General features: G+C 72.1%; 19 protein-coding genes. 8 read left to right on the forward strand and 11 right to left on the reverse strand.

The window, feature by feature from the left end; all coding sequences use genetic code 11:
- Window positions 1–34 precede the first annotated feature (34 nt).
- Window positions 35–850, forward strand: a complete 816-nt coding sequence (locus tag ACIBBD_RS25785) for a TetR/AcrR family transcriptional regulator (protein WP_399421903.1) — start codon at window positions 35–37, stop codon at window positions 848–850.
- A 161-nt stretch (window positions 851–1,011) separates the two neighbouring features.
- Here ACIBBD_RS25785 and ACIBBD_RS25790 read toward each other — a convergent pair whose 3' ends face one another.
- Window positions 1,012–1,995, reverse strand: a complete 984-nt coding sequence (locus ACIBBD_RS25790; protein WP_399421905.1) for a helix-turn-helix transcriptional regulator — start codon at window positions 1,993–1,995, stop codon at window positions 1,012–1,014.
- A gap of 63 nt (window positions 1,996–2,058) precedes the next feature.
- On the opposite strand from ACIBBD_RS25790, the gene ACIBBD_RS25795 reads away from it, so the two are divergent.
- The 5 genes from ACIBBD_RS25795 (at window position 2,059) to ACIBBD_RS25815 (ending at window position 8,803) form a co-directional block, all read left to right on the forward strand.
- A complete protein-coding gene (locus tag ACIBBD_RS25795) occupies window positions 2,059–3,648 on the forward strand; it encodes an MFS transporter (protein WP_399421906.1) in 1,590 nt (529 codons plus the stop codon).
- A 450-nt stretch (window positions 3,649–4,098) separates the two neighbouring features.
- The gene (locus ACIBBD_RS25800) at window positions 4,099–4,860 is read left to right on the forward strand and encodes a DeoR/GlpR family DNA-binding transcription regulator (RefSeq protein ID WP_399421907.1); all 762 of its coding nucleotides are present in this window, start codon (window positions 4,099–4,101) and stop codon (window positions 4,858–4,860) included.
- On the forward strand, window positions 4,857–5,804 hold the full coding sequence (gene pfkB / locus ACIBBD_RS25805) for a 1-phosphofructokinase (protein ID WP_399421908.1): 948 nt from the start codon (window positions 4,857–4,859) through the stop codon (window positions 5,802–5,804). Before ACIBBD_RS25800 ends, pfkB begins: the two co-directional genes overlap by 4 nt.
- A gap of 298 nt (window positions 5,805–6,102) precedes the next feature.
- Window positions 6,103–8,256, forward strand: a complete 2,154-nt coding sequence (locus tag ACIBBD_RS25810; protein WP_399421909.1) for a fructose-specific PTS transporter subunit EIIC — start codon at window positions 6,103–6,105, stop codon at window positions 8,254–8,256.
- Between the two features lie 241 nt (window positions 8,257–8,497).
- Complete coding sequence (locus ACIBBD_RS25815) at window positions 8,498–8,803, forward strand: hypothetical protein (protein ID WP_399421910.1); 306 nt, start codon at window positions 8,498–8,500, stop codon at window positions 8,801–8,803.
- 138 nt (window positions 8,804–8,941) lie between these two features.
- Here the strand turns inward: ACIBBD_RS25815 and ACIBBD_RS25820 are convergent, their stop codons facing one another.
- The 3 genes from ACIBBD_RS25820 to ACIBBD_RS25830 all read right to left on the reverse strand — a co-directional run bounded on the left by ACIBBD_RS25820 (window position 8,942) and on the right by ACIBBD_RS25830 (window position 12,431).
- Window positions 8,942–9,688 carry a DUF6227 family protein gene (locus tag ACIBBD_RS25820; protein ID WP_399421911.1) on the reverse strand — a complete coding sequence of 249 codons (747 nt, stop codon included), beginning with the start codon at window positions 9,686–9,688 and terminating at the stop codon, window positions 8,942–8,944.
- Between the two features lie 244 nt (window positions 9,689–9,932).
- Window positions 9,933–11,087: an Ig-like domain-containing protein gene (locus tag ACIBBD_RS25825; RefSeq protein ID WP_399421912.1), complete on the reverse strand. Its 1,155-nt coding sequence runs from the start codon at window positions 11,085–11,087 to the stop codon at window positions 9,933–9,935.
- A gap of 306 nt (window positions 11,088–11,393) precedes the next feature.
- Window positions 11,394–12,431 carry a P1 family peptidase gene (locus tag ACIBBD_RS25830; protein WP_399421913.1) on the reverse strand — a complete coding sequence of 346 codons (1,038 nt, stop codon included), beginning with the start codon at window positions 12,429–12,431 and terminating at the stop codon, window positions 11,394–11,396.
- A gap of 213 nt (window positions 12,432–12,644) precedes the next feature.
- On the opposite strand from ACIBBD_RS25830, the gene ACIBBD_RS25835 reads away from it, so the two are divergent.
- On the forward strand, window positions 12,645–12,827 hold the full coding sequence (locus ACIBBD_RS25835) for a hypothetical protein (RefSeq protein ID WP_399421914.1): 183 nt from the start codon (window positions 12,645–12,647) through the stop codon (window positions 12,825–12,827).
- Between the two features lie 68 nt (window positions 12,828–12,895).
- On the opposite strand, the gene mscL is transcribed toward ACIBBD_RS25835, so the two are convergent.
- The 6 genes from mscL to ACIBBD_RS25865 all read right to left on the reverse strand — a co-directional run bounded on the left by mscL (window position 12,896) and on the right by ACIBBD_RS25865 (window position 19,135).
- Window positions 12,896–13,363 (reverse strand): large conductance mechanosensitive channel protein MscL, encoded by a 468-nt coding sequence (gene mscL / locus ACIBBD_RS25840; protein WP_399422019.1) that lies wholly within the window; start codon window positions 13,361–13,363, stop codon window positions 12,896–12,898.
- Between the two features lie 144 nt (window positions 13,364–13,507).
- Entirely contained in the window at window positions 13,508–14,170 is a 663-nt protein-coding gene (locus tag ACIBBD_RS25845) for a hypothetical protein (protein WP_399421915.1), read from the reverse strand.
- Between the two features lie 376 nt (window positions 14,171–14,546).
- Window positions 14,547–15,380, reverse strand: a complete 834-nt coding sequence (locus tag ACIBBD_RS25850) for an S-methyl-5'-thioadenosine phosphorylase (RefSeq protein WP_399421916.1) — start codon at window positions 15,378–15,380, stop codon at window positions 14,547–14,549.
- A 228-nt stretch (window positions 15,381–15,608) separates the two neighbouring features.
- Window positions 15,609–15,920, reverse strand: coding sequence for an FmdB family zinc ribbon protein (locus ACIBBD_RS25855; RefSeq protein ID WP_399421917.1), 312 nt, complete (start codon window positions 15,918–15,920; stop codon window positions 15,609–15,611).
- Between the two features lie 67 nt (window positions 15,921–15,987).
- A complete protein-coding gene (locus ACIBBD_RS25860; protein WP_399421918.1) occupies window positions 15,988–17,280 on the reverse strand; it encodes an MFS transporter in 1,293 nt (430 codons plus the stop codon).
- 295 nt (window positions 17,281–17,575) lie between these two features.
- Entirely contained in the window at window positions 17,576–19,135 is a 1,560-nt protein-coding gene (locus tag ACIBBD_RS25865; protein ID WP_399421919.1) for a potassium/proton antiporter, read from the reverse strand.
- Window positions 19,136–19,333: 198 nt separating this feature from the next.
- Here ACIBBD_RS25865 and ACIBBD_RS25870 point away from each other — a divergent pair, with 198 nt between their 5' ends.
- Window positions 19,334–22,162 (forward strand): penicillin acylase family protein, encoded by a 2,829-nt coding sequence (locus tag ACIBBD_RS25870; RefSeq protein ID WP_399421920.1) that lies wholly within the window; start codon window positions 19,334–19,336, stop codon window positions 22,160–22,162.
- A 66-nt stretch (window positions 22,163–22,228) separates the two neighbouring features.
- On the opposite strand, the gene ACIBBD_RS25875 is transcribed toward ACIBBD_RS25870, so the two are convergent.
- Window positions 22,229–22,843 (reverse strand): 5-formyltetrahydrofolate cyclo-ligase, encoded by a 615-nt coding sequence (locus tag ACIBBD_RS25875; protein WP_399421921.1) that lies wholly within the window; start codon window positions 22,841–22,843, stop codon window positions 22,229–22,231.
- Window positions 22,844–22,879 lie beyond the last annotated feature (36 nt).

Here is a 22,879-nt window from a genome sequence, read left to right on the forward strand (position 1 = left end):
GGCAGATTGTGCCACATGGGCATAGCCTGCCGAAGTGACCAGCTCCACCCCCGCTCCGCCGCCCACCCCAGGACAACCGGCCGCTTCGGCGGCCCCTGCCGCCTCCTCCGCCCCGCCGGCCCCGGGCTCGCTGACCGAGCGGCGCAAGGCGGCGACCAGGATGGAGATCGCCCGGGCGGCGGCCCGCCTCTTCGTGAGCCGTGGCCCGAGGGCCACCCGCGCGGAGGACATCGCTCAGGCCGCCGGCGTCGCCCCGCGCACCTTCTACCGGTACTTCGCCACCAAGGAGGAGGCCGTCGCCCCTCTCTACGCGGCGGGTGCCCAGCGCTGGGCGGAGGCGGTACGCGACGCCCCGGCGGAACTGCCGGTGCCGGACGCGCTGGAGCACGCCGTACGGCACACCCTGAGGCCCGGCGCGGCGGTCTCCGGCGCTTCCTGGGAGTGGGCCCGCACCCTGATCCGCCTGGCGATGAGCAACCCGGCCCTGCACAAGATCTGGGCCGAGGTCTGTCACGCGTCGGAGGGGACCGTCGCGGAGATCCTCTCGGGCCGGGGCGAACGGCCGGCGCCGACGCCCGACAACGTTGCCGAGCCGACGGCTCACGCGGCCGCGCCCCCGTCCACGGCCACCCCGACAGCGACTCCCACCCCCACCCCCACGACGGCCCTGACTCCCCGCGCGCGTTTCACGGCGGCGGTCGCGAGTGCCGCCGTCAGAGTGGCCGTGGAGAGCTGGGCCATGACGAACAGCCCGCCGCACGGCCCCGAGGGGCCGGCCGAGCTGGCGCTGCGCAATCTCGAGCGGCTGCGCGGGCTCGCGTGGGCGGAGGAGGAGCGGGAAGGCGCTTAGCGCTCCGGACAGAAGGGGAGCCCGGCTCGCGACGCCTGGCACGCGCGCTCGCCGCGTTGCCGAAAGGTCCTGGTAGCTCCGCTACAAGGACCTTCCGGCGCCTTGTGATCGCACGCACCGGACGCCGCGAGCTGATCGGAATCCTCTCTTGTCCGGAGCGCTCAGCCGGCGTCACCGGCACCCGCGGCCCTGGTCAGGCGGCCACCCAACTGGCGTACGTACTCGACCAGCTCCCCCGGACCCTGGACGGTGAACTCGCACCCCACCATCGCCAGCCGCACCGCCAGCCACTCCACCGGATCGCCGGTGACCCCGCGCAGGGAGCACCCGGCCGCGCCGCCCTCCGCCTCCACCGGCCGCCCGAAGAACGCCGGGAACCGTCCCGCCACGAACTCCGCCGACGCGGCGAAGGTGACCTCGAACTCGTACGTCTCCTGCTGTCGTTGGATGGACTTCCGCAGGTACTCCGCCGCGTCGCCCTGCGGCACCTCGCGCGGGGTGAAGCGGGCTCCGGTGGCGAACGGGTCGCGTACCCGGTCGACGCGGAAGGTCCGCCAGTCCTCCCGTTCGAGGTCGTAGGCGACGAGGTACCACCGGCGTCCCGTCGACACCAGCCGGTACGGCTCGGTCAGCCGTCGTGACTCCGTGCCGTCCTTCGCCCGGTAGGCGAACCGCAGCCGCTCCTGCCCGGCCACCGTGGACGCCATGACGGTCAGCGTCTCGGGCGCGATGCGCGCCCCGTCTCCGCTGGTCAGCGGAGTGGTGGCGGCCTGGAGGGTGGAGAGGCGGTGGCGCAGCCGGGAGGGCAGCACCTGCTCCAGTTTCGCCAGCGCGCGCACGGAGGCCTCGTCCACGCCTTCCACCGCGTGCCCGGCACCCGCGCGCAGCCCGACCGCGATCGCCACCGCCTCCTCGTCGTCGAGGACGAGCGGCGGCATGGCCTTGCCCGCGACCAGCCGGTAGCCGCCGTCCGAGCCCTTGCTCGCCTGGACGGGATACCCCAGTTCGCGCAGTCGGTCGATGTCCCGCCGGACCGTACGGCGGGACACCCCGAGCCGGTCGGCGAGTTCGCCGCCGGGCCACTCGCGGGGCGTCTGGAGGAGGGAGAGGAGTTGCAGCAGCCGTGCCGGAGTGTCCGTCGTCATGCCTCCGAGGATGCCCGACGATTAGGACATGATCTGACCTAGTGCACTCCTAACGTACCGGTCATGACCTCCACCGAGACCACGCCTTCGCCCTCGTCAAGGCCCGATTCCGGGACCACCGCGCCCGATTCCGGGGCCACAGCGGGTGAGAATCTGCAGACCGCTCCAGGTGGGAAGGGTGGTGACCGCCGCCGCTGGTTCGCCCTCGCGATCGTGATGACCGCGGCCTTCATGGACCTCGTCGACGTCACGATCGTGAACATCGCCATCCCGTCCATCCGGCAGGACGCGGGCGCCTCCTTCAGCCAGATCCAGTGGATCACCGCAGGCTACGCCCTCGCCTTCGCCGCGGGGCTCATCACCGGTGGCCGCCTCGGCGACATCCACGGGCGCAAGCGGCTGTTCCTCGTCGGCATCGGCGGCTTCACCCTCGCCTCCGCGCTGTGCGGTTTCGCCGCCAACCCGGAGATGCTGGTCGCCTCGCGCATCCTTCAGGGCGGCATGGCGGCGCTGATGGTGCCGCAGGTGCTGTCGATCGTGCACGCCACCTTCCCGGCGCACGAACGGGGGAAGGTGTTCGGTCTCTTCGGCGCGATCGTGGGGCTGGGCGCCGTCTCCGGGCCGCTGCTCGGCGCGCTGCTGACGGAGTGGAACCTGTTCGGGCTGGAATGGCGGTCCATCTTCCTCATCAACCTGCCCGTCGGGATCGCGGGTCTCATCCTCGGCAGCCGCTACATCACGGAGTCCCGCGCGCCGAAGGCGCTCAAGCTGGACATCATCGGCGTCGCGCTCGTGACGCTGGGCCTGCTGATGCTGCTCTACCCGCTCACCCGCGGCCGCGAGCTGGGCTGGCCGCTGTGGGGGTACGTCTCGATGGCCGGCGCGTTCGGTGTCTTCGGAGCGCTCGTCGCGTACGAGCGGCGCAAGGGTGCGCGGGACGGTTCGCCGCTGATCGAGCTCTCCCTCTTCCGGGTGAAGAGCTTCGCGGCCGGCATCGCGGTGCAGACGGTCTTCGGCATCGGCCTGGGCATCTTCTTCCTGGTCTGGACCATGTACATGCAGGACGGCCTCGGGTGGAGCGCGCTGCGTGCCGGGCTGACCGGCATCCCGTTCTCCCTCGCCGTCTCGACGGCCGCCGGGCTGTCGGTGCAGAAGCTGGTGCCGCGCTTCGGACGCAAGGTGCTCCAGGCCGGCGCCCTGGCCATGGCCGTCGGCGTCCTGCTCTACATCTGGGAGGCCGAGCGGTACGGCCTCGGCATCGCCCCCTGGCAGATGGCGCTGCCACTGGTCGTGATGGGCGTCGGGATGGGCCTGATCGTCGCCCCGCTGACGGACGCGGTGCTGTCGGAGGTGCCGCGCGCGCACGCCGGTTCGGCGTCCGGGCTCATCAACACCGTGCAGCAGATGGGCAACGCGCTCGGCCTCGGGCTGGTCTCCGTCGTCTTCTTCGGGCGCGTCGGTGACCGGTTGACGCCGGCCCAGGTGGGCCCCGAGTTCGCGGAGGCCTTCCAGTACGCGCTCGGGTGGGTGGCCGCGGTGATGGGCGCGATCTTCCTGCTGATGTTCGCCCTGCCGAAGCGGCCGGCCCAGCATGTGGAGGGGGCGGAGGAGGAGCTCCCGGCGCGGGAGCGGGAACCGGAGCTGGTGGGTTGACGGGGTGACGGGGTGACGGGCGGCCGCCACGGGTCGGCAGTCGCCCGCCGGGGCCACCGTCCCCCGGCCAGTGGCCGTGGCTACCGTCCCCTGGCCTGGTCATGGCTACCGTCCCCAGTCGGCGGCCATGGCGCCGTGCCCCACCAGCGGCCAGGGCCGGTCGGCTGTCGGCCGTCGCAGCCCCTGACAGGCGCCCCCGACGAAGGGCCCGGCACCGACTGGTGCCGGGCCCTTCGCCGTGCCCCGTGCGCCCCGCGCCCCCCATATCCCGCGCGTCCCGGGCCTCCCCGTGTCCCGTGCCCCCTCCCCGCCCTGGCGTCCGTGTCCGGACAAGAAGAGCGGAAGTCCGTTCATGCCCGGATCGCACCCGAACCCGTTTACTTTCCGGACATCCGGGCGTAGTCTCCGAGGCGAAACCACAAGTTCGGGCATGGGTCGGAGGCAAACGGAATGTACGCACCGGAGCGGCAGCAGGAGATCCTGCGGCTCGCCCGTGACGGCGGCCGGGTGGACGTCGTGTCGCTGGCCGAGGAGTTCCAGGTGACGGCCGAGACCATCCGGCGCGACCTGAAGGCCCTCGATCGCGCCGGCCTCGTCCGCCGCGTGCACGGCGGTGCCATACCGGTCGGACGCCTCGACTTCGAGCCGGACCTCGCGGAGCGTGAGAGCACCTCCGCCGACGAGAAGGACCGCATCGCCAAGGCGGCCCTCAGCGAGGTGCCGACCGAGGGCACGATGATCCTCGACGCCGGTACGACGGTCGCCCGCATGGCCGCCGCCCTCCCGCTGGAGGTCTCGCTCACCGCCGTCACGCACTCCCTGCCCATCGCGGCCCGCCTCGCGGACCACCCCGGCATGCAGCTCCACCTCGTCGGGGGGCGGGTACGCCACCGTACGCGCGCCGCCGTGGACGCCTGGGCGCTGCGCGCCTACGGCGAGATCCGCGCCGACGTCCTCTTCGTCGCCGCCAACGGTTTCTCCGCCGAACACGGTCTGACCACCCCCGACCTCGCCGAGGCCGCGGTCAAGCGCGCGGCGATCGCCGCCGCCCGCCGCGTCGTGCTGCTCGCCGACTCCTCCAAGCACGGCCAGGAGCACTTCGCCCGCTTCGGTGACCTGAGCGACGTGGACCTGCTGATCACCGACAGCGGGCTGAGCCCCGACGACGCCGCCGCCATCGAGCGCGGCGGCACGGAAGTAGTGCGCGCATGATCCTCACCGTCACCCCCAACCCGTCCCTGGACCGCACCTACGAGGTCCAGGCGCTGAAGCGCGGCGAGGTCATCCGCGCCGAGACCGAGCGCATGGACCCCGGTGGCAAGGGCGTCAACGTCTCGCGCGCCGTCACGGCCGCCGGACGGCGCACGGTCGCCGTCCTGCCCCTCGGGGGTGCGCCCGGCGCGCTCGTCGCCGACCTGCTCGACGCGCAGGGCATCGAGGTCGCGCCGGTCCCGGTCGCCGGAGCCACCCGCTCCAACATCGCGCTCGCGGAATCCGACGGGGTGCTCACGAAGATCAACGCGCCGGGCCCCGAACTGACGGGCGCCGAGCAGGAGCTGCTGCTCGAGACGGTGCGCGAGCAGTCGCGGGGCGCTGACTGGATCGCGTGCTGCGGCAGCCTGCCCCGAGGACTGGCGCCGTCCTGGTACGCCGATGTGGTCGCGCGGGCGCACGCCGGGGGCGTACGGATCGCGCTGGACACCTCGGGGCGTGCGCTGCTCGAAGCACTGCGCGAACGGCCCGATGTGGTGAAGCCGAACGCCGAGGAACTCGCTGAGGCCGTCGGCCGCCCCCTGGCGACCGTGGGCGACGCGGTGAAGGCGGCCGAGGAACTGCGCGAGATGGGCGCCCGCGCCGTGCTCGCGAGCCTGGGCGCCGACGGACAGCTCCTGGTGGACGACGCGGGCACCTGGTTCGCCTCCGCGCGCGTCGACGTCGTCCGCAGCAACGTGGGAGCGGGCGACTCCTCCCTCGCGGGGTTCCTCATCGCCGGCGGCAGCGGTCCGCAGGCGCTCGCCTCCGCCGTCGCGCACGGCGCGGCCGCCGTCCAGCTGCCCGGCAGCGTGATGCCGACCCCGGCCGACCTGGACCCGTCGGCGGTCTCGGTCACGGACCAGGTGCCGGTGAACCGCGAACTGAAGGAGCCGGTGTCATGACGCTCCCGGCACTCCCCGGCCCGCCCGCCTCCCCGGCCCGCATCCCAGCGGCCCCCGGCTCACCGGCCACCGCCGCGCCGTCGGCCACCGCACCGGACCGTGAGCGGCGAGACTCCCCGTTACTCGCCGCGCAGGACGGTCGGCAGGGCAACCTGAGCCGCCCTTGCGACCCACGGAGGCGGGGTCTCCCCGGCTCCGCCTCCGCCGCCCGTGCCTTCCCGGCACCCCCCCACTGCACCCCCGTCCCCTCCCCCGCCCACCTCACACTCCGGGCGATACGCGTGCGAAGGAGCCCGCGATGAGTGACATGATCACCGCGGATCTGGTCGACCTCGACCTGTCCGCCGAGACCAAGGAAGCGGCGGCGCGATCCCTCGCCGAGCGCATGGTGGCCCAGGGCCGGGTGACCGACCTGGAGGGCTTCCTCGCCGACGTGGCGGCCCGCGAGGCGCAGATGCCGACCGGCCTCGACGGCGGCATCGGCATCCCGCACTGCCGCAGCGCCCACGTCACCGAGCCGACGCTCGCCTTCGGGCGCAGCGCCGCCGGCATCGACTTCGGCGCCGCGGACGGCCCCGCCGACCTGATCTTCCTGATCGCCGCTCCCGCCGGCGCCGACGACGCCCACCTCACGATCCTGTCGTCGCTGGCCCGCCAGCTGATGAACGCCGACTTCACCTCCGCGCTGCGGTCGGTGCGGGACGCGGGGGCCGCGGCGGCGCTGATCCGCGGCGACGAGACGCCCGGCGAGGACGCGCAGGGCGCGCAGGGTGCTTCCGAGAGCGCGAGCGGCGCCTCCGGGAGCCCGAGCGGCGCTTCCGACGGCGCGAAGGCCGCCGCGAGCGCCACCGAAGACACCGTCGTGGCGTCGGGGGCGGCCTCCTCCGACGCCACGGCGGCAGACACGACGTCCGCGCCGGCCGCGGGCGCCACCGCCGGCTCCGGCGAGCGACCGTTCCGTATCGTCGCCGTCACCTCCTGCCCGACCGGCATCGCCCACACCTACATGGCGGCCGAGTCCCTGGAGAACGCCGGCCGCGAGGCGGGCGTCGAAGTGGTCGTCGAGACGCAGGGCTCGGCCGGCTTTACCCGGCTCGACCCGGCCGTCATCGCCGCGGCGGACGGCGTGATCTTCGCGCATGACGTCCCCGTCCGCGACAAGGACCGCTTCGCCGGCAAGCCCACCGTCGACGTCGGCGTGAAGGCGGGCATCAACCGTCCCGCCGAACTGATCGCCGAGGTGCGCGGCAGGGCCGAGCGCGGTGAGGTCACCGCCGGATCCGCGCCGGGCACCCCGGTCGAACGCGCCGGCGAATCCGGCGAGGGCTACGGCACCAAGCTGCGCAAGTGGCTGATGTCCGGCGTCAGCTACATGGTTCCCTTCGTCGCCGCGGGCGGTCTGCTCATCGCCCTCGGCTTCGCGCTCGGCGGCTACGAGATCAACAAGGCGCCGTCGGTCATGGAGCACTTCGTGTGGACCCAGGCCGACAGCTGGGCCGCGCTGCTCTTCCAGATCGGCGTCGTCTCCTTCGGCTTCCTCGTCCCGGTGCTGGCCGGTTACATCGCGTACGGCATGGCGGACCGGCCCGGTCTCGTTCCGGGCTTCGTCGGCGGCGCCATCTCCGTCACCATCAACGCGGGCTTCCTCGGCGGCCTGGCGGCCGGTCTGATCGCCGGTGGCGTGGTGATGGCGATCCAGAAGGTCAACATCCCGGTGGCCCTGCGCGGCATCATGCCGGTGGTGGTGATCCCGCTGGTCTCCTCGGCGATCGTCGGGTTCCTGATGTTCGTCGTGATCGGCAAGCCCATCGCCGAGGTCCAGAAGGCCCTCACCGACGGACTGAACGGACTCACCGGCACCAACGCCGTCCTCCTCGGCGCCCTGCTCGGCCTGATGATGTGCTTCGACCTCGGCGGCCCCGTCAACAAGGTCGCGTACACCTTCGCCACGGCGGGCATCGCGGTCGCCACCCCGAGCGACTCCGCGATGAAGATCATGGCCGCGGTGATGGCGGCCGGCATGGTCCCGCCGCTGGCGATGGCCCTGGCCACCACCGTGCGCGGCAAGCTCTTCACCCAGACCGAGCGCGAGAACGGCAAGGCCGCCTGGGTTCTGGGCGCCTCCTTCATCTCCGAGGGCGCGATCCCGTTCGCCGCGGCCGACCCGCTGCGCGTGATTCCCTCCTCGATGGTGGGCGGCGCGGTCACCGGTGCCCTGTCGATGGCCTTCGGCGCCACCCTGCGCGCCCCGCACGGCGGCATCTTCGTGGTCCCGCTGATCGGCAACGCGTTCCTGTACCTGGTCGCCATCGCGGCGGGCGTGTGCGTCACGACGGCCCTGGTCGTCGTCCTCAAGGGCCTGCGCAAGCCGGCCGTCGGCACCACGGCCCCGGGGACGGGGAGCGGCGCGGCCGCCACGGCGGCCGAGCGGAAGCAGCCGGTGGCGGCGTAACGAACGGTTCCGGCCGGAGCGGCCGGTCACCTCCCCACGGAACGGGGACGGCGACCGGCCGCTCACCCGTTTCCGTCCGTCACCCCTCTTCCCACCCTCTCCCTTGCCTTTCCCCCGTCCCTCCTCGCCGTTCCCCCGCCGTTCCCTCGTCTTTTTCAGGGGGATTCACTGGACTTGGGGTGCATGCGACGTACATCACGGTCCGGGTCAAAGGCCCGGACCGTGAGGTCTACTGGTCCGCATGGCTGAGCATCTCTCGATCCCCCGGCTGGCGGGCGCGACCGTCCTCGCCCTGGCCTGCGCCGCCTCACTGGTCGGCGTGGTCCAGGTCCGGCGCCGTAGCCGTCGCGGCGCCGGGGCGCAGGGATTCAGGGCGGGATGCGCGTCGCGGGGCTCCCGTTCCGGCTCCTTCCGGGCCCCGCGCGGTGCCCTTCCCGCCGTCCCGCGCCAGCGCCGGGCCGGACCGCACCCGGAGGACGTCCGTCTGACGCCGGCGGAGCAGGCCGCCTTCGCATGCCTCGTACGCCGACTCGCCGGCGGACGCTGAGCGACACTGAACGGACGTCGAGCGCCCGCCCGCCCTCGGCGAACAGGCGTCGGGCGCCCGCCCGTCGGGCATCGACGAACGTCGGGCGCCCGCCCGCCGACGGCGTCTCCGCGTCCGCCGACGACATCGCGGCGTCGGTCAGGACACCTGGGCCGCCCGCCGCTCCATCGCCTCCCGGGCCGCGGCCTCCGACGGGTACACCTCGCACATGTGCCGTCCGTCGGGCGTCGCCGTGTGCTCGACCTCCCACAGGGAGATCTCCTGGCCGTCGCGGAGCAGGAACGCGTGCTCGTAGAGCGCGAAGCCCAGACCGATGCGCCCCGCGCGGCACGGCCGCCCGAAGGCCTGCGTGATCTGATGCGCGAACGCCGTCCTCAGCAGGGCGGCCGTGTCGGCGCCGGGCCGGTCGGGGTTCTCCGCGCGGCGCAGCAGCCGGCGGGCGTGGTCCGCCGAGTCGTCCGGCACGTACACATGCCGTGGCGCGGCGATCGGCGACAGCTGCGCGAACACCGGCAGCTCGAAGTCGGGTGTGTCCGGCGGCAGCGGCAGCCGGGCCGTGGCGGCGCGCAGCTCCTCCTCGTCGACGTACACCTCGTGCTGCGGCTCGCTGCCCGGCTCGGGGTTGTGGACGAGCTCCCACAGGGTGAGCGCGGAGCCGTCGGCCAGCAGCCAGGTGTGCCGGTACGTCTCGCGGTGCAGTCCCGCGCTGTGGTGCGCGGAGTGCAGTGAGCTGTCGTGCGCGAGGGCGCAGTCGAGCCGCCTTATCGTGTCGTCGGGCAGCTCGAACGAGTTCAGGGCGCGACCGAGGAGCCGCGCGAGGTGCTCCTCCGGAGTCTCGGGCGACTCGGCTGGTTCGTGCGCTGCCGTCTCGTACGGAACGCTCAAGGTTTCTCCCGGCGTTGCTGCATGTCACCTTGTGGGTGCATACCGTAGCCCCTCGGTCGGACATCATGTCCGGGAACCGAGAAAACGTACGCCGGGAAAACGCGGGGGCCGCGCGAGATGTTCCCGCACGGCCCGATGATCCTGCGGAAACCGCCGGTCAGCGGCGTCTCCCGCCGAAACGGCCGGATCCGCCCCGCCCCCGTCGGCGAGCGCCGCCCCGCCCCGGTACGTGCCGATCGCCCCGTCAGCCGGCACTCCCGGCGGTCCACTCGCTCCACGCCATGTTCCATCCGTTCAGCCCGTTGTCCGGAGCCACCGTCTTGTCGGGGGAGTTCTTGACGATCAACACGTCGCCGATGAGCGAGTTGTCGTAGAACCACTTGGCGGGGGTGTCGCCCTGTGCGCCCCGCACGTCCGCGAGCCCGACACACCCGTGGCTGGTCCCCTCCCGTCCGAACGGCGGATTGCCCTGGTCGTACCAGTAGTTGCCGTGGACGAAGGTGCCGGACGTCGTCAGGCGCATCGCGTGCGGCACGTCCGGGATGTCGTACTCCCCGCCCAGGCCGACCGTCCGGCTGTTCATGCGGGTCTGGGTGAACTTCTCCGAGATCACCATCTGCCCGTTGTACGTGGTGTGCTGGGCGCTGCCCGACGAGATCGGAACCGTCCTCAGCGTCCTGCCGTCCCGCACCACCGTCATGGTCTGCGTGCCGACGTCGACCGTGGACACCTGTGAGCGTCCGACCGTGAAGGTCACCGTCTTCTTCTGTACGCCGTGGACGCCGTTCGCGCCCTCCACGCCGTCCAGGTCGATCTTCATCGTGACCTTGGAGCCGGCCTTCCAGTACTCCTCGGGCCGGAAGTCGAGCCGCTGCGAGCCGAACCAGTGCCCGACCACCCGCTGGCCGCTGCTGGAGGTGACCGTGATGTGCGACTGCACGGCCTTGCGGTCGCTGATCGCCTTGTCGAAGGTGAACGACACCGGCATCCCGACGCCGACCGTGGTGCCGTTGTCCGGCGTGTACGTGCCGATGAAGCTGTTGGCCGAGGTGACCGTGGTGAAGACGGAGTTCGCGGCGGTCGTCCGGCCGTCGGCGCCCTTCGCCGTCGCCGATATCTCGTACTTCGTCCCCCGCTCCAACTGCTCCTTCGGCTTCCAGCTGCCGCCGTCGGCCGACAGTGATCCCGCCACGGCCTGCCCGGTCCCCGCCACCGTCATCCTCACGTCGGTGAGCCGGCCGCCGCTCACCTTCACGCCGGTCGTGTTGATCGACGCGCCCGTCGAGCCGTTCTCGGCCGAGATCGCGATCTTCGCGGTGGACGTCCCGGCGGCCTTCCCGCCGTCCTTGCCGTCCTCGTTCCTGGCGTTGGCGCTGCCGCCGCAGGCGGTCAGGGTCATGGCGCCGGCCACCAGGACGGCACAGGCCCCCAGTGCGCGCCGCGCTGTTGTGTCCGCCGTTGTCACGGGCTGCTCCAGCTTCGTGTGAGGTGCGTGGTCCGATCCGGTACGTGGCGAAGCTCCCTGTACGGGCGGAAGCTCCCGTACGTGGGGAGAAGCCCCCGTACGTGGGAAGGAGGGATCCGGCGGCCGGGGAGGTTCCCTCCGTCCGCCCTGGACACCATCACGTGACAGAACCGGGACAATCACCCACGCCAGCCAGGGCGTTGGCCGCTCGCGGCCGACGCCCGACCGGCCGTCGGCCGCTCACGCCCGCTGCCTCCCGCCGTACAACTCCGTGTACGACGGCCACACTCCGCCCACCCCTGCCACCGACTCCGCGGCGCGCACGGCCCGGACGATCGCGCGGGTCACCAGGTCCGCGCCCGCCGCGAGGACGTCGTTCAGCGCCAGGGGGTGCTCTGGGGTGAGCGGGCGCGCGCCCGTCGCCAGCGCGAACACCGTGTCCCCGTCGTGGAGCAGATGCACCGGCCGCACCGCGCGGGCGATCCCGTCGTGCGCGGTGCCCGCCAGCTTCTGCGCCTGCGCCTTCGTCAGATCCGCGTCGGTGGCCACCACCGCGAGCGTCGTGTTGAGAGGAGCGGGCGCGCTCTGCGCGGCGCTCTCCGCCAGACGCCGGCGCGCGGCGTCGTGCACGCGCGCCTCCGGGTACTCCACACGTCCCTGGAACAGCTCCCCGTACAGCACCCCCGTCCCGGGATCCGTCACCGAACCCACGGCGTTGGCCACGACCAGCGCGGCCACCGTGATTCCCGAGTCGAGCACGGTGGCGGCGGTGCCGACCCCGCCCTTCATCGCCCCCACCGCGGCGCCCGTCCCGGCGCCCACGCAGCCCTCCGGCACGCGCGCGCCGGGCTCGCTCGCCGCGGCCGCCTCGACCGCCGTCCGGCCGGTCGCCGCGTCCGGGCGGGCCCGGAAGTCGCCGCCGCGGCCCAGGTCGAAGACGCAGGCGGCGGGCACCACCGGCACGACGTGCGCCGGTTCGGGGCCGACCGGCACCCCCCGGCCCCGCTCCTCCAGCCAGGCCATCACCCCGGACGCCGCGTCGAGCCCGTAGGCGCTGCCGCCGGTCAGCACGATCGCGTCGATCCGCTGCACCACGTTGCGCGGATCGAGGGCATCGGTCTCCTTCGTACCGGGCCCGCCGCCCCGCACGTCCACGGCGGCGACCGCACCGCCCTCCGGCGCGAGGACGACCGTGGTGCCGGTGAGCCAACCGTCGCCGACGCGCGTGGCATGGCCCACCCGCACACCGGAGACGTCCGTCAGAGCGTCAACTGTCATGGCAGCCAGTCTCGCCCAGCGCGCCCCGCGGTCAGCGGTGTCGCACCACCGCGCCCGAAGCCCGGGGCTCCGCTGCGTGCGGCCGCGCGCTGTCAGCGTCGTCCCGGCGGTCGCGACCGCGGGACCGACTCGGCGACCGGGCGGGTCCCGTCCGGGTCGGCCCCAGCACTGTGCCCCCCGGGGCTGTGCCCCCGGGGGCCGTACGCTGGAGGCATGAGCACCCCCTCCGCCCCCGAGCCGCGTGAGCCGAAGGCCGCGCTGATCTTCGACGACCCGCTGGACCAGCAGTCCTCGGACGACACGGACCGTGGGTGGGGCGATCGGCCGGTGGCCGGCGGCGACAGCGCGGCCGACCTCAAGCGCTTCCTCGACGAGAAGCCGCCCCACCACCTCTGAACCCGTCGGGCTCGACCCGGCGGGGCCCGGCGGCCCACCGCACGCAGGAGTGGCCCGGAGACGGTCCGCTACCGCTGGTCGTGCCCCGCGCTCCGCTGCGCGACCAGCGCGTCGCGGATCTCCTCGAGCACCTCCAGCTCGGTCACCTCCATGACCTCGTGCGTGCCCTCCCGCGCCTTCCTGCGCTCCTCCTGCCTCGCCAGGTACTTCGCCATGGGCAGCACCATCAGGAAGTAGACCACCGCCGCGGTGATCACGAAGGTGAGCGTGGCGCCCAGGACGGAGCCCCACAGGATCCGGACACCCGTCGCCGTGTCGCCCGTGCCGGTGCAGGGACCCTTGAGGCAGGAGCTGTAGCTGTCCAGGTTCTTGGTGCCGAAGGCGCCGACCAGCGGGTTGATGATGCCCTTCACCACCGAGTTGACGATGTTCGTGAAGGCCGCGCCGATCACCACCGCCACTGCCAGATCGACGACGTTCCCGCGCATCAGGAAGGCCTTGAAGCCTTGCAGGACGCTCGGTTCCTTCTTGTTCACGCTCACCTCGGGGACACTCCTCGCATGCACAGGTCGTGGAACGGACAGTTCCGCACCCTGCGTCAGGGCGGGACCGGGACGACCGGGTCGACGGCACGAACCAGGAACGTGGCAGCACCCCGCGCAGGAAGCGGACAACGACGCTCACCATAGGGTCACCGCCAGACGAGCCGTCGCGCCGGCACCCGCCAGGCGCGCGGCGGTCGGCCGGGGTACCGAGAGCACGACCAGCGCACCGCCGTCCACCGCACCGGCCAGGGCGTCCGTGCTGTCCCCGGCGATCGCCGCGAGCGGCCCGTCCAGCGGTTCCGGCACCTTCGTCACCAGTGCCCGGCGCGCGACGACACGTGCCTCGCCGCCCGTGGCCGTCTGCTCGGCGGCGATGACGTCGACCCGGTCACCGGGGCGCAAGAGCCGTACCGTGGCCGCGTCGGCGATCCGCACCGGCGCCTCGACGGTCTCGACGCCGGGGCGCCGGCGTACGGGATCGCCCGTCGACGACCGTGCCCGGGATGCGGCGTCCCCGCCGGGATGCCCACGGGCCCGGTCGGCGTCCCCCGGGCACGCCGCCACCAGCGCGGCGGCGGTGACGGCGAGGCCGAGTGCCAGGGCGCGCCTGCGGCTGCGGACGAGCCGCCGCAGGCCGTACCGACCGCCGCGTACGCGCACGGGAGCGAACGGCGGCACCTCGCACGTGGCCGGAACGTCCGCGCCCGGCGGACGCGGGGCGGACGGGAAGACGGAGGGAGGGGCGGGGCGAGAGGCGGAAAGAGGGGGAGAGGCCGGGGAAGGGGAGTGAGGGAGCACGGAGTCACCACCTGCGACGAGGGAACGGCTTGCGACGAGAGATCGGCTTGCCAAGCCACGATGAGCCTTCTCGCCGCCGCCCGCAGGGGCAGGTGGACTACCAACAGGTTGTGGAAAACTCCCTCACCCGAACGATGAGTTCCACCCTCGGAACCCCGGACCTCCCAGAACCCCAGAAGCCCGGACCTCCCAGAACCCCGGACCTCTCAGACCTCCAGAACCGCAGGACTCCCAGAGCCGTGGAACTCCAAGAACCGCATAACTCCCAGAGCCCTGGAACTCCCAGAGCCCTGGAACTCCCAGAGCCCTGGAACTCCCAGAGCCCTGGAACTCCCAGAATCCCAGGACTCCCAGAACCCCAGAACCCCAGAACCCCCTACGGCAGGACGAACCCCGGATCCATCCCGCCCAGCGCGTTCATGCACAGGCAGTCCCGTTCGTCCGCCGCCGGCAGTGCGGCCACCGCGTCGAACAGCACGCCCCGCATCCGGTCGACGTTGGCCGCGAACACCCGCAGCACCTCCTCGTGCGAGACGCCCTCGCCGGTCTCGGCGCCCGCGTCCAGGTCGGTGACCAGCGTCAACGACGTGTAGCAGAGCTCGAGTTCACGGGCGAGCGCCGCCTCCGGGTGGCCGGTCATGCCCACCACCGACCAGCCCTGCGCCTGGTGCCACAGCGATTCCGCGCGGGTCGAGAACCGCGGCCCCTCGATCACGACCAGCGTCCCGCCGTCCACAGGCTCCCAGTCCCGGCCGCGCGCCGCCTTCAGCGCCGCCGAGCGTCCGGCGGGGCAGTAGGGGTCGGCCAGCGACACGTGCACCACGTTGGGCAACGAACCGTCGGGCAGCGGCAGCCCGTCGAAGTACGTGCCGATCCGTGACTTCGTCCGGTCGACCAGTTGATCCGGCACGAGCAGTGTGCCGGGCCCGTATTCGGGGCGCAGGCCGCCCACCGCGCACGGGCCGAGGACCTGGCGCACCCCGACCGAGCGCAGGGCCCAGAGGTTGGCCCGGTAGTTGATGCGGTGGGGCGGCAGATGGTGGCCGCGTCCGTGCCGGGGCAGGAAGGCGACCCGCCGGCCGGCGATCTCGCCGAGGAAGAGGGAGTCGCTGGGCGGTCCGTACGGGGTGTCCACCTGGATCTCGGTCACGTCGTCGAGGAACGAGTAGAAGCCCGAGCCGCCGATTACGCCGATCTCTGCGTTCGCCATGCCCAGCACAGTAGCCGGAATCGAACACGCCCGGTCCCGCCCTCGCGAACGCCCAGGACACGGCCCCGGCACAGGCGCGAACGCCGAGCACGCGGCAGATCCCGACGGGCCCCGCGCGAACCGCCGACCCCACGCGAACGCCGACCCTACGCGAACGCCGAGCACCCAGCGACACGCAGACGCCGAAGACCCCGACGTCGTACGACGCCAGGGTCCCGGGTGAAGGCCTTACGCGGCGGAGGTGCCGGCGGAGGTGCTGGAGCTCGACGACTTCTTGTCCGAGGAGGTCGACGAGCCGGAGGTCGACGAGCCGGAGGTCGACGAGGACGTCGACGACGACGCCGGCGAGCTGCTCGACGAGGAGCCGCGGCTGTCGTTGCGGTAGAAGCCGGAACCCTTGAAGACGATGCCGACCGCGGAGAACACCTTCTTGAGGCGGCCACCGCAGCTGGGGCACTCGGTCAGGGCGTCGTCGGTGAACTTCTGCACCGCCTCGAGGCCCTCGCCGCACTCGGTGCACTGGTACTGGTAGGTCGGCACTGTCTTCCTCCTGGCACTCTCACTCAATGAGTGCTAACGACGATCCATACTGACGTATTCCGGAGCGTCAGTCCACTGCCACCGGCACGCGGTGACCGACGCCACGTGCGACCGTACGGCCCCGGGGCCGCGTCGCCAGCCGTGAACGGAGCGCCAGCAGGGTCGCCAGGGCCAGCATCGTGCCGCCCATCGGCACCAGGAACCCGGCGCCGCCCCAGAAGCGGTCCTCCAGCTGTCCGGCGACCGTGACGGCCGCCGCCTGGCCGAGTGCCACCGCGCCGGTCAGCCAGGTGAACGCCTCGGTGCGCGCCCCGGCCGGGACCAGGCTGTCGACCAGCGTGTAGCCGGTGATCAGCGCGGGTGCGATGCACATGCCGACCAGCAGGCCGAGACCGGCCAGGACGGGCACCGAGTGGGCGGCCCACAGTCCGGAGGCCGTGAGCGCCAGCGCGGCGTACCCGACGACGAGGCGGTGCTGCGGGGCCGCCTTCCATGCGATGGCGCCGCAGACCAGGCCGGAGACCATGTTGCCCGCGGCGAAGGTCCCGTACAGGACGCCGTTCAGGCCCGGCTCGCCGATCGACTCGGTGAACGCGGCCAGCGACACCTGCATGCCGCCGAAGACGGAACCGATGCCCAGGAACGTCACGATCAGCACGCGCACGCCGGGCACGCGCAGGGCCGAGGCGTGCCGTACGCGCGCGTGCCCGTCGGCGGCGACCGAGGGCTGAGTGCTCTTCTGCGCCGCGAACAGCAGGCCACCGAGCAGGGTCAGCGAGGCCTCGGTCACCAGGCCGGCGGCCGGGTTCACGGTGGTGCACAGGGCGGTCGCCAGCAGCGGGCCCACGACGAAGGTCAGCTCGTCGGTGACGGACTCGAAGGCCGCCGCGGTGGTCATCAGGGGCGAGCCCTTGAGGGCCACGCCCCAGCGGGCGCGCACCATCGGCCCGATCTGCGGCACCGAGGCGCCGGTGGGCACGGCCGCCGCGAACAGCGCCCACAGTGGGGCGTCGGCCAGCGCGAGCGCCGTCAGGGTGAGGCCCGACAGCGCGTGCAGGAGCACGCCGGGGACCAGCACCGCGCGCTGCCCGTAGCGGTCCGCGAGGCGTCCGCTGTAGGGCGCGCACAGCGCCATGGAGACGCCGGTGACGGCCGCGGCGGCGCCGGCCGCTCCGTAGGAGCCGGTGGTGTGCTGCACGAGCAGCACGATCGAGAGGGTGAGCATCGCGAACGGCTGGCGCGCGGCGAAGCCGGGCAGCAGGAACGTCCACGCGCCCCGGGTGCGCAGCAGTTGCCCGTATCCCGGGCGGGAGGATGCCGACGAGTCCTGCGTCGGCTCGGAGGTGACCGTGGACGCCACGGCCCGTGCCTTTCCGCCGCCTGGTAGCGCGGCCCCTTGGTGCGTCGTCCGGGGGCGCCGAGAGCTGTCCTCTTGCGCGTACTGCGGTAGATACCGGCGCCCACTGAGGGGGGCGTCGCGGCCGCCATACGGTCGCGCCAGCTCTGCGTCAGGCAGAGTTGGTTCGATCAACGTGCGCCTTCATCGTACAGGGATCACCACCCGCTGTGCCTGTGAAAACGAGCACCACAATGCCGGCCGCCTGTGAATGAAGGCCGTGTGAACGATAGGAAACATGTACTTAACGCCCATGCGCTCAACGCCCGTGGCCGTTCATGCCCAGCCAGCCGGCCAGCTTGCCGCCGCGTCCGACGGCGCGCAGCCGGCGTTCGGCCGCGTCACGGACCGGGTCGGTGGCGACGACGAGGAGTTCGTCGCCGCGCCGCAGCACCGTCGTGGGCAGCGGCACGAACGAGGTGCCCTCGCGCACGACGAGGGTGACGGCGGCGCCGGCGGGCAGGCGCAACTCGTGCACCTCGACGCCGTGCATCTTCGAGTTCTCGGGGATCGTGACCGACAGCAGGTGTCCGCGCAGCCGCTCCAGGGGTGCCGACTCGATACCGAGGTCGGCGGCCTCGGCGTCCTCGCCCAGGTGGAGCTTGCGGGCCAGCCAGGGCAGCGTCGGTCCCTGGATCAGGGTGTAGGCGACGACCAGGATGAAGACGATGTTGAAGATGCGGCGGCTGGCCTCGACGCCCTCCACCATGGGGATCGTGGCCAGGATGATGGGCACGGCGCCGCGCAGCCCGGCCCAGGACATCAGGGTCTGCTCCTGCCACGGCACCCGGAACGGCGTCAGGCAGAGCACGACGCTGAGCGGGCGCGCCACCATGGTCAGCACGAGTCCGATGACGAGCGCGGGCCACACGTCGTCGGCCAGTTCGTGCGGGGTGACCAGCAGGCCGAGCAGGACGAACATGCCGATCTGGGCGATCCAGCCGAGCCCGTCGGCGAACCCGCGCGTGGCGGGCCAGTGCGGCAGCTTGGCGTTGCCCATGACCATGGACGCCAGGTAGACGGCCAGGAAGCCGCTGCCGTGCGCCATCGCGCCCGCCGCGTACGCCGTGACCGCGATCGCCATGACGGCGATGGGGTAGAGGCCGGAGGCGGGCAGCGCGACGTGGCGCAGACCCCAGGAGCCCAGCCAGCCCACCGCGAGCCCGACGGCGGCGCCGATGGCCAGCTCCAGCGCGATCTCGCCCAGCAGCACGTACCAGTGCTCGACGGGACCCATGGCGGAGAAGGAGACGACCAGGATGACCACGGGTGCGTCGTTGAAGCCGGACTCGGCCTCCAGGGTGCCCATCACGCGCGAGGGGAGGGGGATCTTGCGCAGGACGGAGAAGACCGCCGCCGCGTCCGTCGAGGACACCACCGCGCCGACGATGAGCGCCTGCCGCCACTCCAGCCCGACCAGGTAGTGCGCGCCCGCCGCGGTGACCCCGACGCTCACCGCGACCCCGGCCAGCGCCAGCAGGGAGGCGGCCGGGAGGGCCGGTCTGATCTCCTTCCACTTCGTGCCCAGGCCGCCCTCGGCCAGGATCACGACCAGGGCCGCGTATCCGATGACCTGGGTCAGTTCGGCGTTGTCGAAGTGGATGTCGCCGATGCCGTCCTGGCCCATGAGGACGCCGATGCCCAGGTACACGAGCAGGCTGGGGAGCCCGCTGCGCGAGGAGATCCGGACCGCTGCGACGGCGACGAGCAGGACGAGCGAGCAGACGAGCAGAAGCTGGTTGAGATGGTGGACAGTCAGCGGCCGTTCCCTTTCCTGGCGCACGCTCCGCGCGCGCGGGTGCACGGGTACATGGGACACGAAGCGGCGCGTCCCGCACCCAACTACTTCGTTACCTTACCTAACTCTTGACGATTTCTTGACGTTCGCCGGGGCATGATCGAACGTTCTTCCGTGCTGATTGCCGACTCCGCGTCAAGTGCCGCGGACCCCTGCGCCTATGGTTGCTCCAGCACTCCAGGACCGCCTGCCGCTCGCGTTAGGACAGCAAGGACAGCGATGCCCCCCAACACCACCGCCACAACGGGTGACAAGCCCGGCAAGTCCGGCAGGAAGAAGGGGCGCAAAGCCCGTCTGATCGTGCTCGTACTGGTGCTGGCCATCATCGGTGGCATCGCCTACGGCGGCTACTGGACCATCAGCACCGTCCGCGCCTCCTTCCCGCAGACCAAGGGTTCGATCACGCTGGACGGCCTGTCCGGGCCGGTCGACGTGAAGCGGGACGGCTACGGCATCCCGCAGATCTACGCCTCCTCCGACGAGGACCTGTTCATGGCGCAGGGCTACGTCCAGGCGCAGGACCGGTTCTACGAGATGGACGTGCGCCGGCACATGACCTCCGGGCGCCTGTCGGAGATGTTCGGCAAGAGCCAGGTCGACAACGACGAGTTCCTGCGCACCCTGGGCTGGGACCGCGTCGCCGAGCAGGAGTACGAAACCAAGCTGTCTCCCGCGACGAAGAAGTACCTCCAGGCGTACGCCAAGGGAGTCAACGCCTACCTCGCGGGCAAGGGCGCCGAGGACATCTCCCTGGAGTACGCGGCCCTCGGCTTCACCAACGACTACAAGCCCGCCCAGTGGACTCCGGTCGACTCGGTCTCGTGGCTGAAGGCGATGGCCTGGGACCTGCGCGGCAACATGCAGGACGAGATCGACCGGGCCCTGATGACCAGCCGCCTCGGCCCGCAGCAGATCAAGGAGCTCTACCCCGCGTACCCGTACGACCGCAACCAGCCGATCGTCCAGGACGGCCGGTACGACGAGATCACCGAGGCGTTCGAGCAGAGCGGTGACTCGGGCGACTCGGGCGACACCTCCACGGGCGGCGCGGAGGACGGCACCGGCACCTCCGAGGACGGCACCGGCACCTCCACGGGCGACACCGAGGACGGCACCGGCACCTCCACGGACGCCGACGGCTCGGCCCTGCAGAGCCAGCTCTCGGGCCTCTACGACGTCCTGGACGACCTGCCCACGGCCGTCGGCGTGAACGGCAACGGCATCGGCTCCAACTCCTGGGTCGTCGCCGGCGGCCACACGATCACCGGCAAGCCGCTGCTGGCCAACGACCCGCACCTGTCGGCCTCGCTGCCGTCCGTCTGGTACCAGATGGGCCTGCACTGCCGCACGGTCTCCAGCAAGTGCCAGTACGACGTCTCGGGCTACACCTTCGCCGGCATGCCCGGCGTCATAATCGGCCACAACCAGAAGATCTCCTGGGGCATGACCAACTCCGGCGTCGACGTCACCGACCTGTACCTGGAGAAGCTCTCCGGCGACGGCTACGTGTACGACGACAAGGTGCGGCCCTTCACCACGCGCGAGGAGACCATCAAGGTCGCCGGCGGCGCGGCCAAGAAGATCGTCGTCCGGCAGACCGCCGACGGGATGCCCCTGCTGTCCGACCGCGACGACGAACTGGTGAAGGTCGGCAAGAAGGCGACCGTCGAGGAGCCCGCCCCCGACCGCGGTGACGGCTACGCCGTCGCGCTGAAGTGGACCGCGCTGGAGCCCGGCACCACCATGGACGCCGTCTTCGCCATGAACAGGGCGGCCGACTGGGACGACTTCCGGGCCGCGGCCGAGCTCTTCGACGTGCCCTCGCAGAACCTGGTCTACGCGGACACCGAGAACCACATCGGCTACCAGCTGCCCGGGAAGATCCCCACGCGCGCGAAGGGCCTCGACGGCTCGGTCCCGGCGCCGGGCTGGCTGTCGAAGTACGCGTGGACCGGCTACATCGACTTCGACGAGCTGCCCTACGAGTACGACCCGGAGCGCGGCTACATCGTCACCGCCAACCAGGCCGTGGTCGACCCGGACGACTACCCGTACACGCTCACCACGGACTGGGGCTACGGCACCCGCAGCCAGCGCATCACCGACCTGATCAAGCTGAAGATCAAGGGCGGCGGCAAGATCTCCACCGACGACATGCGCCAGATGCAGCTCGACAGCGACAGCCAGATCGCACGGCTGCTCGTGCCCAAGCTGCTGGCGCTGAACCTGGACGACCCGGACGTGCGCGAGGCGCAGGACCTGCTGCGCGGCTGGGACTACACCCAGGACGCCGACTCGGCCGCGGCCGCCTACTTCAACGCGGTGTGGCGCAACATCCTCAAGCTGGCCTTCGGCAACAAGCTGCCCAAGGAACTGCGGGTCAAGGGCCAGTGCCTGTGGGTCGACCCGGTCAACAGCACCGGACCCGTCGACGACACCGGCAAGGTCCGCGAGTGCGGCCAGCGCGACGCCGACCAGGCGCAGCCGGACGGTGGCGACCGCTGGTTCGAGGTCGTGCGCAACCTCATGGAGAAGCCGGACAGCGACTGGTGGACGACGCCCGAGAGGGGCACCCGCCCCGGCGCCGCCCACAACCGCGACAAGCTGTTCGAGCGCGCCATGATCGACGCGCGCTGGGAGCTGACCGCCAAGCTCGGCAAGGACATCGACACCTGGAGCTGGGGCCGGCTGCACCGCCTGTTCCTGAAGAACCAGACCCTGGGCACCAGCGGCCCCGGCTTCCTCCAGTACCTCCTCAACCGCGGCCCCTGGAAGCTCGGCGGCGGTGAGGCGGCGGTCAGCGCGACCGGCTGGAACGCGGCCGGCGGCTACGACGTCGTGTGGGTGCCGTCGATGCGGATGGTCGTCAACCTCGACGACCTCGACAAGTCGAAGTGGATCAACCTCACCGGTGCCTCCGGGCACGCCTTCAGCGCCCACTACACCGATCAGACGGAAAAGTGGGCCAAGGGCGAGCTGATCGACTGGTCCTTCTCGCGGAAGGCGGTCGACAAGAGCACCAGCGACACGCTCGTGCTCAAGCCGTGAGTCATGCGAAGGGGGCCCTCCACGCGCGCGTGGAGGGCCCCCTTCGCATGAGGCCCGCTCCGCCGGTCAGGTGAAGCGGCGCACCCCCGACGGCGTCACCACCGCGTGCACCGGCCGGTCGTGCGCCTCCCGCGGGACCCGCCCGACGATCTCGGCGTCGTACAGCAGCACCACCAGGGTGGGGCGCGCGCCGGCGCGTTCCAGCCGCGCAAGGACACGGTCGTACGAGCCGCCGCCGCGCCCGAGACGCATGCCGCGCCTGTCGACCGCGAGGCCCGGCAGCAGGACCACGTCGGAGTCCGTCACGGCGTCGGGGCCCAGACGCTCGCCCACGGGCTCGAAGAGGGCCATCCGCCCGGCGTGTTGGATCCGCGCGAGGGAGCCCTCACCGGCGTAGGCGCCCCAGTCGAGATCGTTGTCGGGCAGCAGCGCGGGGAGCAGGACGCGCGCACCCCGCTCGCGCAGCGCGTCCAGCAGCGCGAGCGTCCCGGGCTCACTCCCCACCGAGACGTATGCCGCGACTGTCCGCGCGCCGGCCAACTCCGGCAGTTCCAGGGCGTGCTGTGCCAGGGCGGTGGCCGCCTCGCGCACGTCATCCGTCGTCAACCTGTTTCTCACCGCGAGGAGCTCTCGCCGCAACATATGTTTGTCAGGCTCTGGTCCGCCTTTGAGGTGGCTCATGTGTCGCTCCCCGCACTATTCCAATACGTTCATATG

The organism is Streptomyces sp. NPDC051315 (genome assembly GCF_044455165.1).
GTDB lineage: Bacteria > Actinomycetota > Actinomycetes > Streptomycetales > Streptomycetaceae > Streptomyces.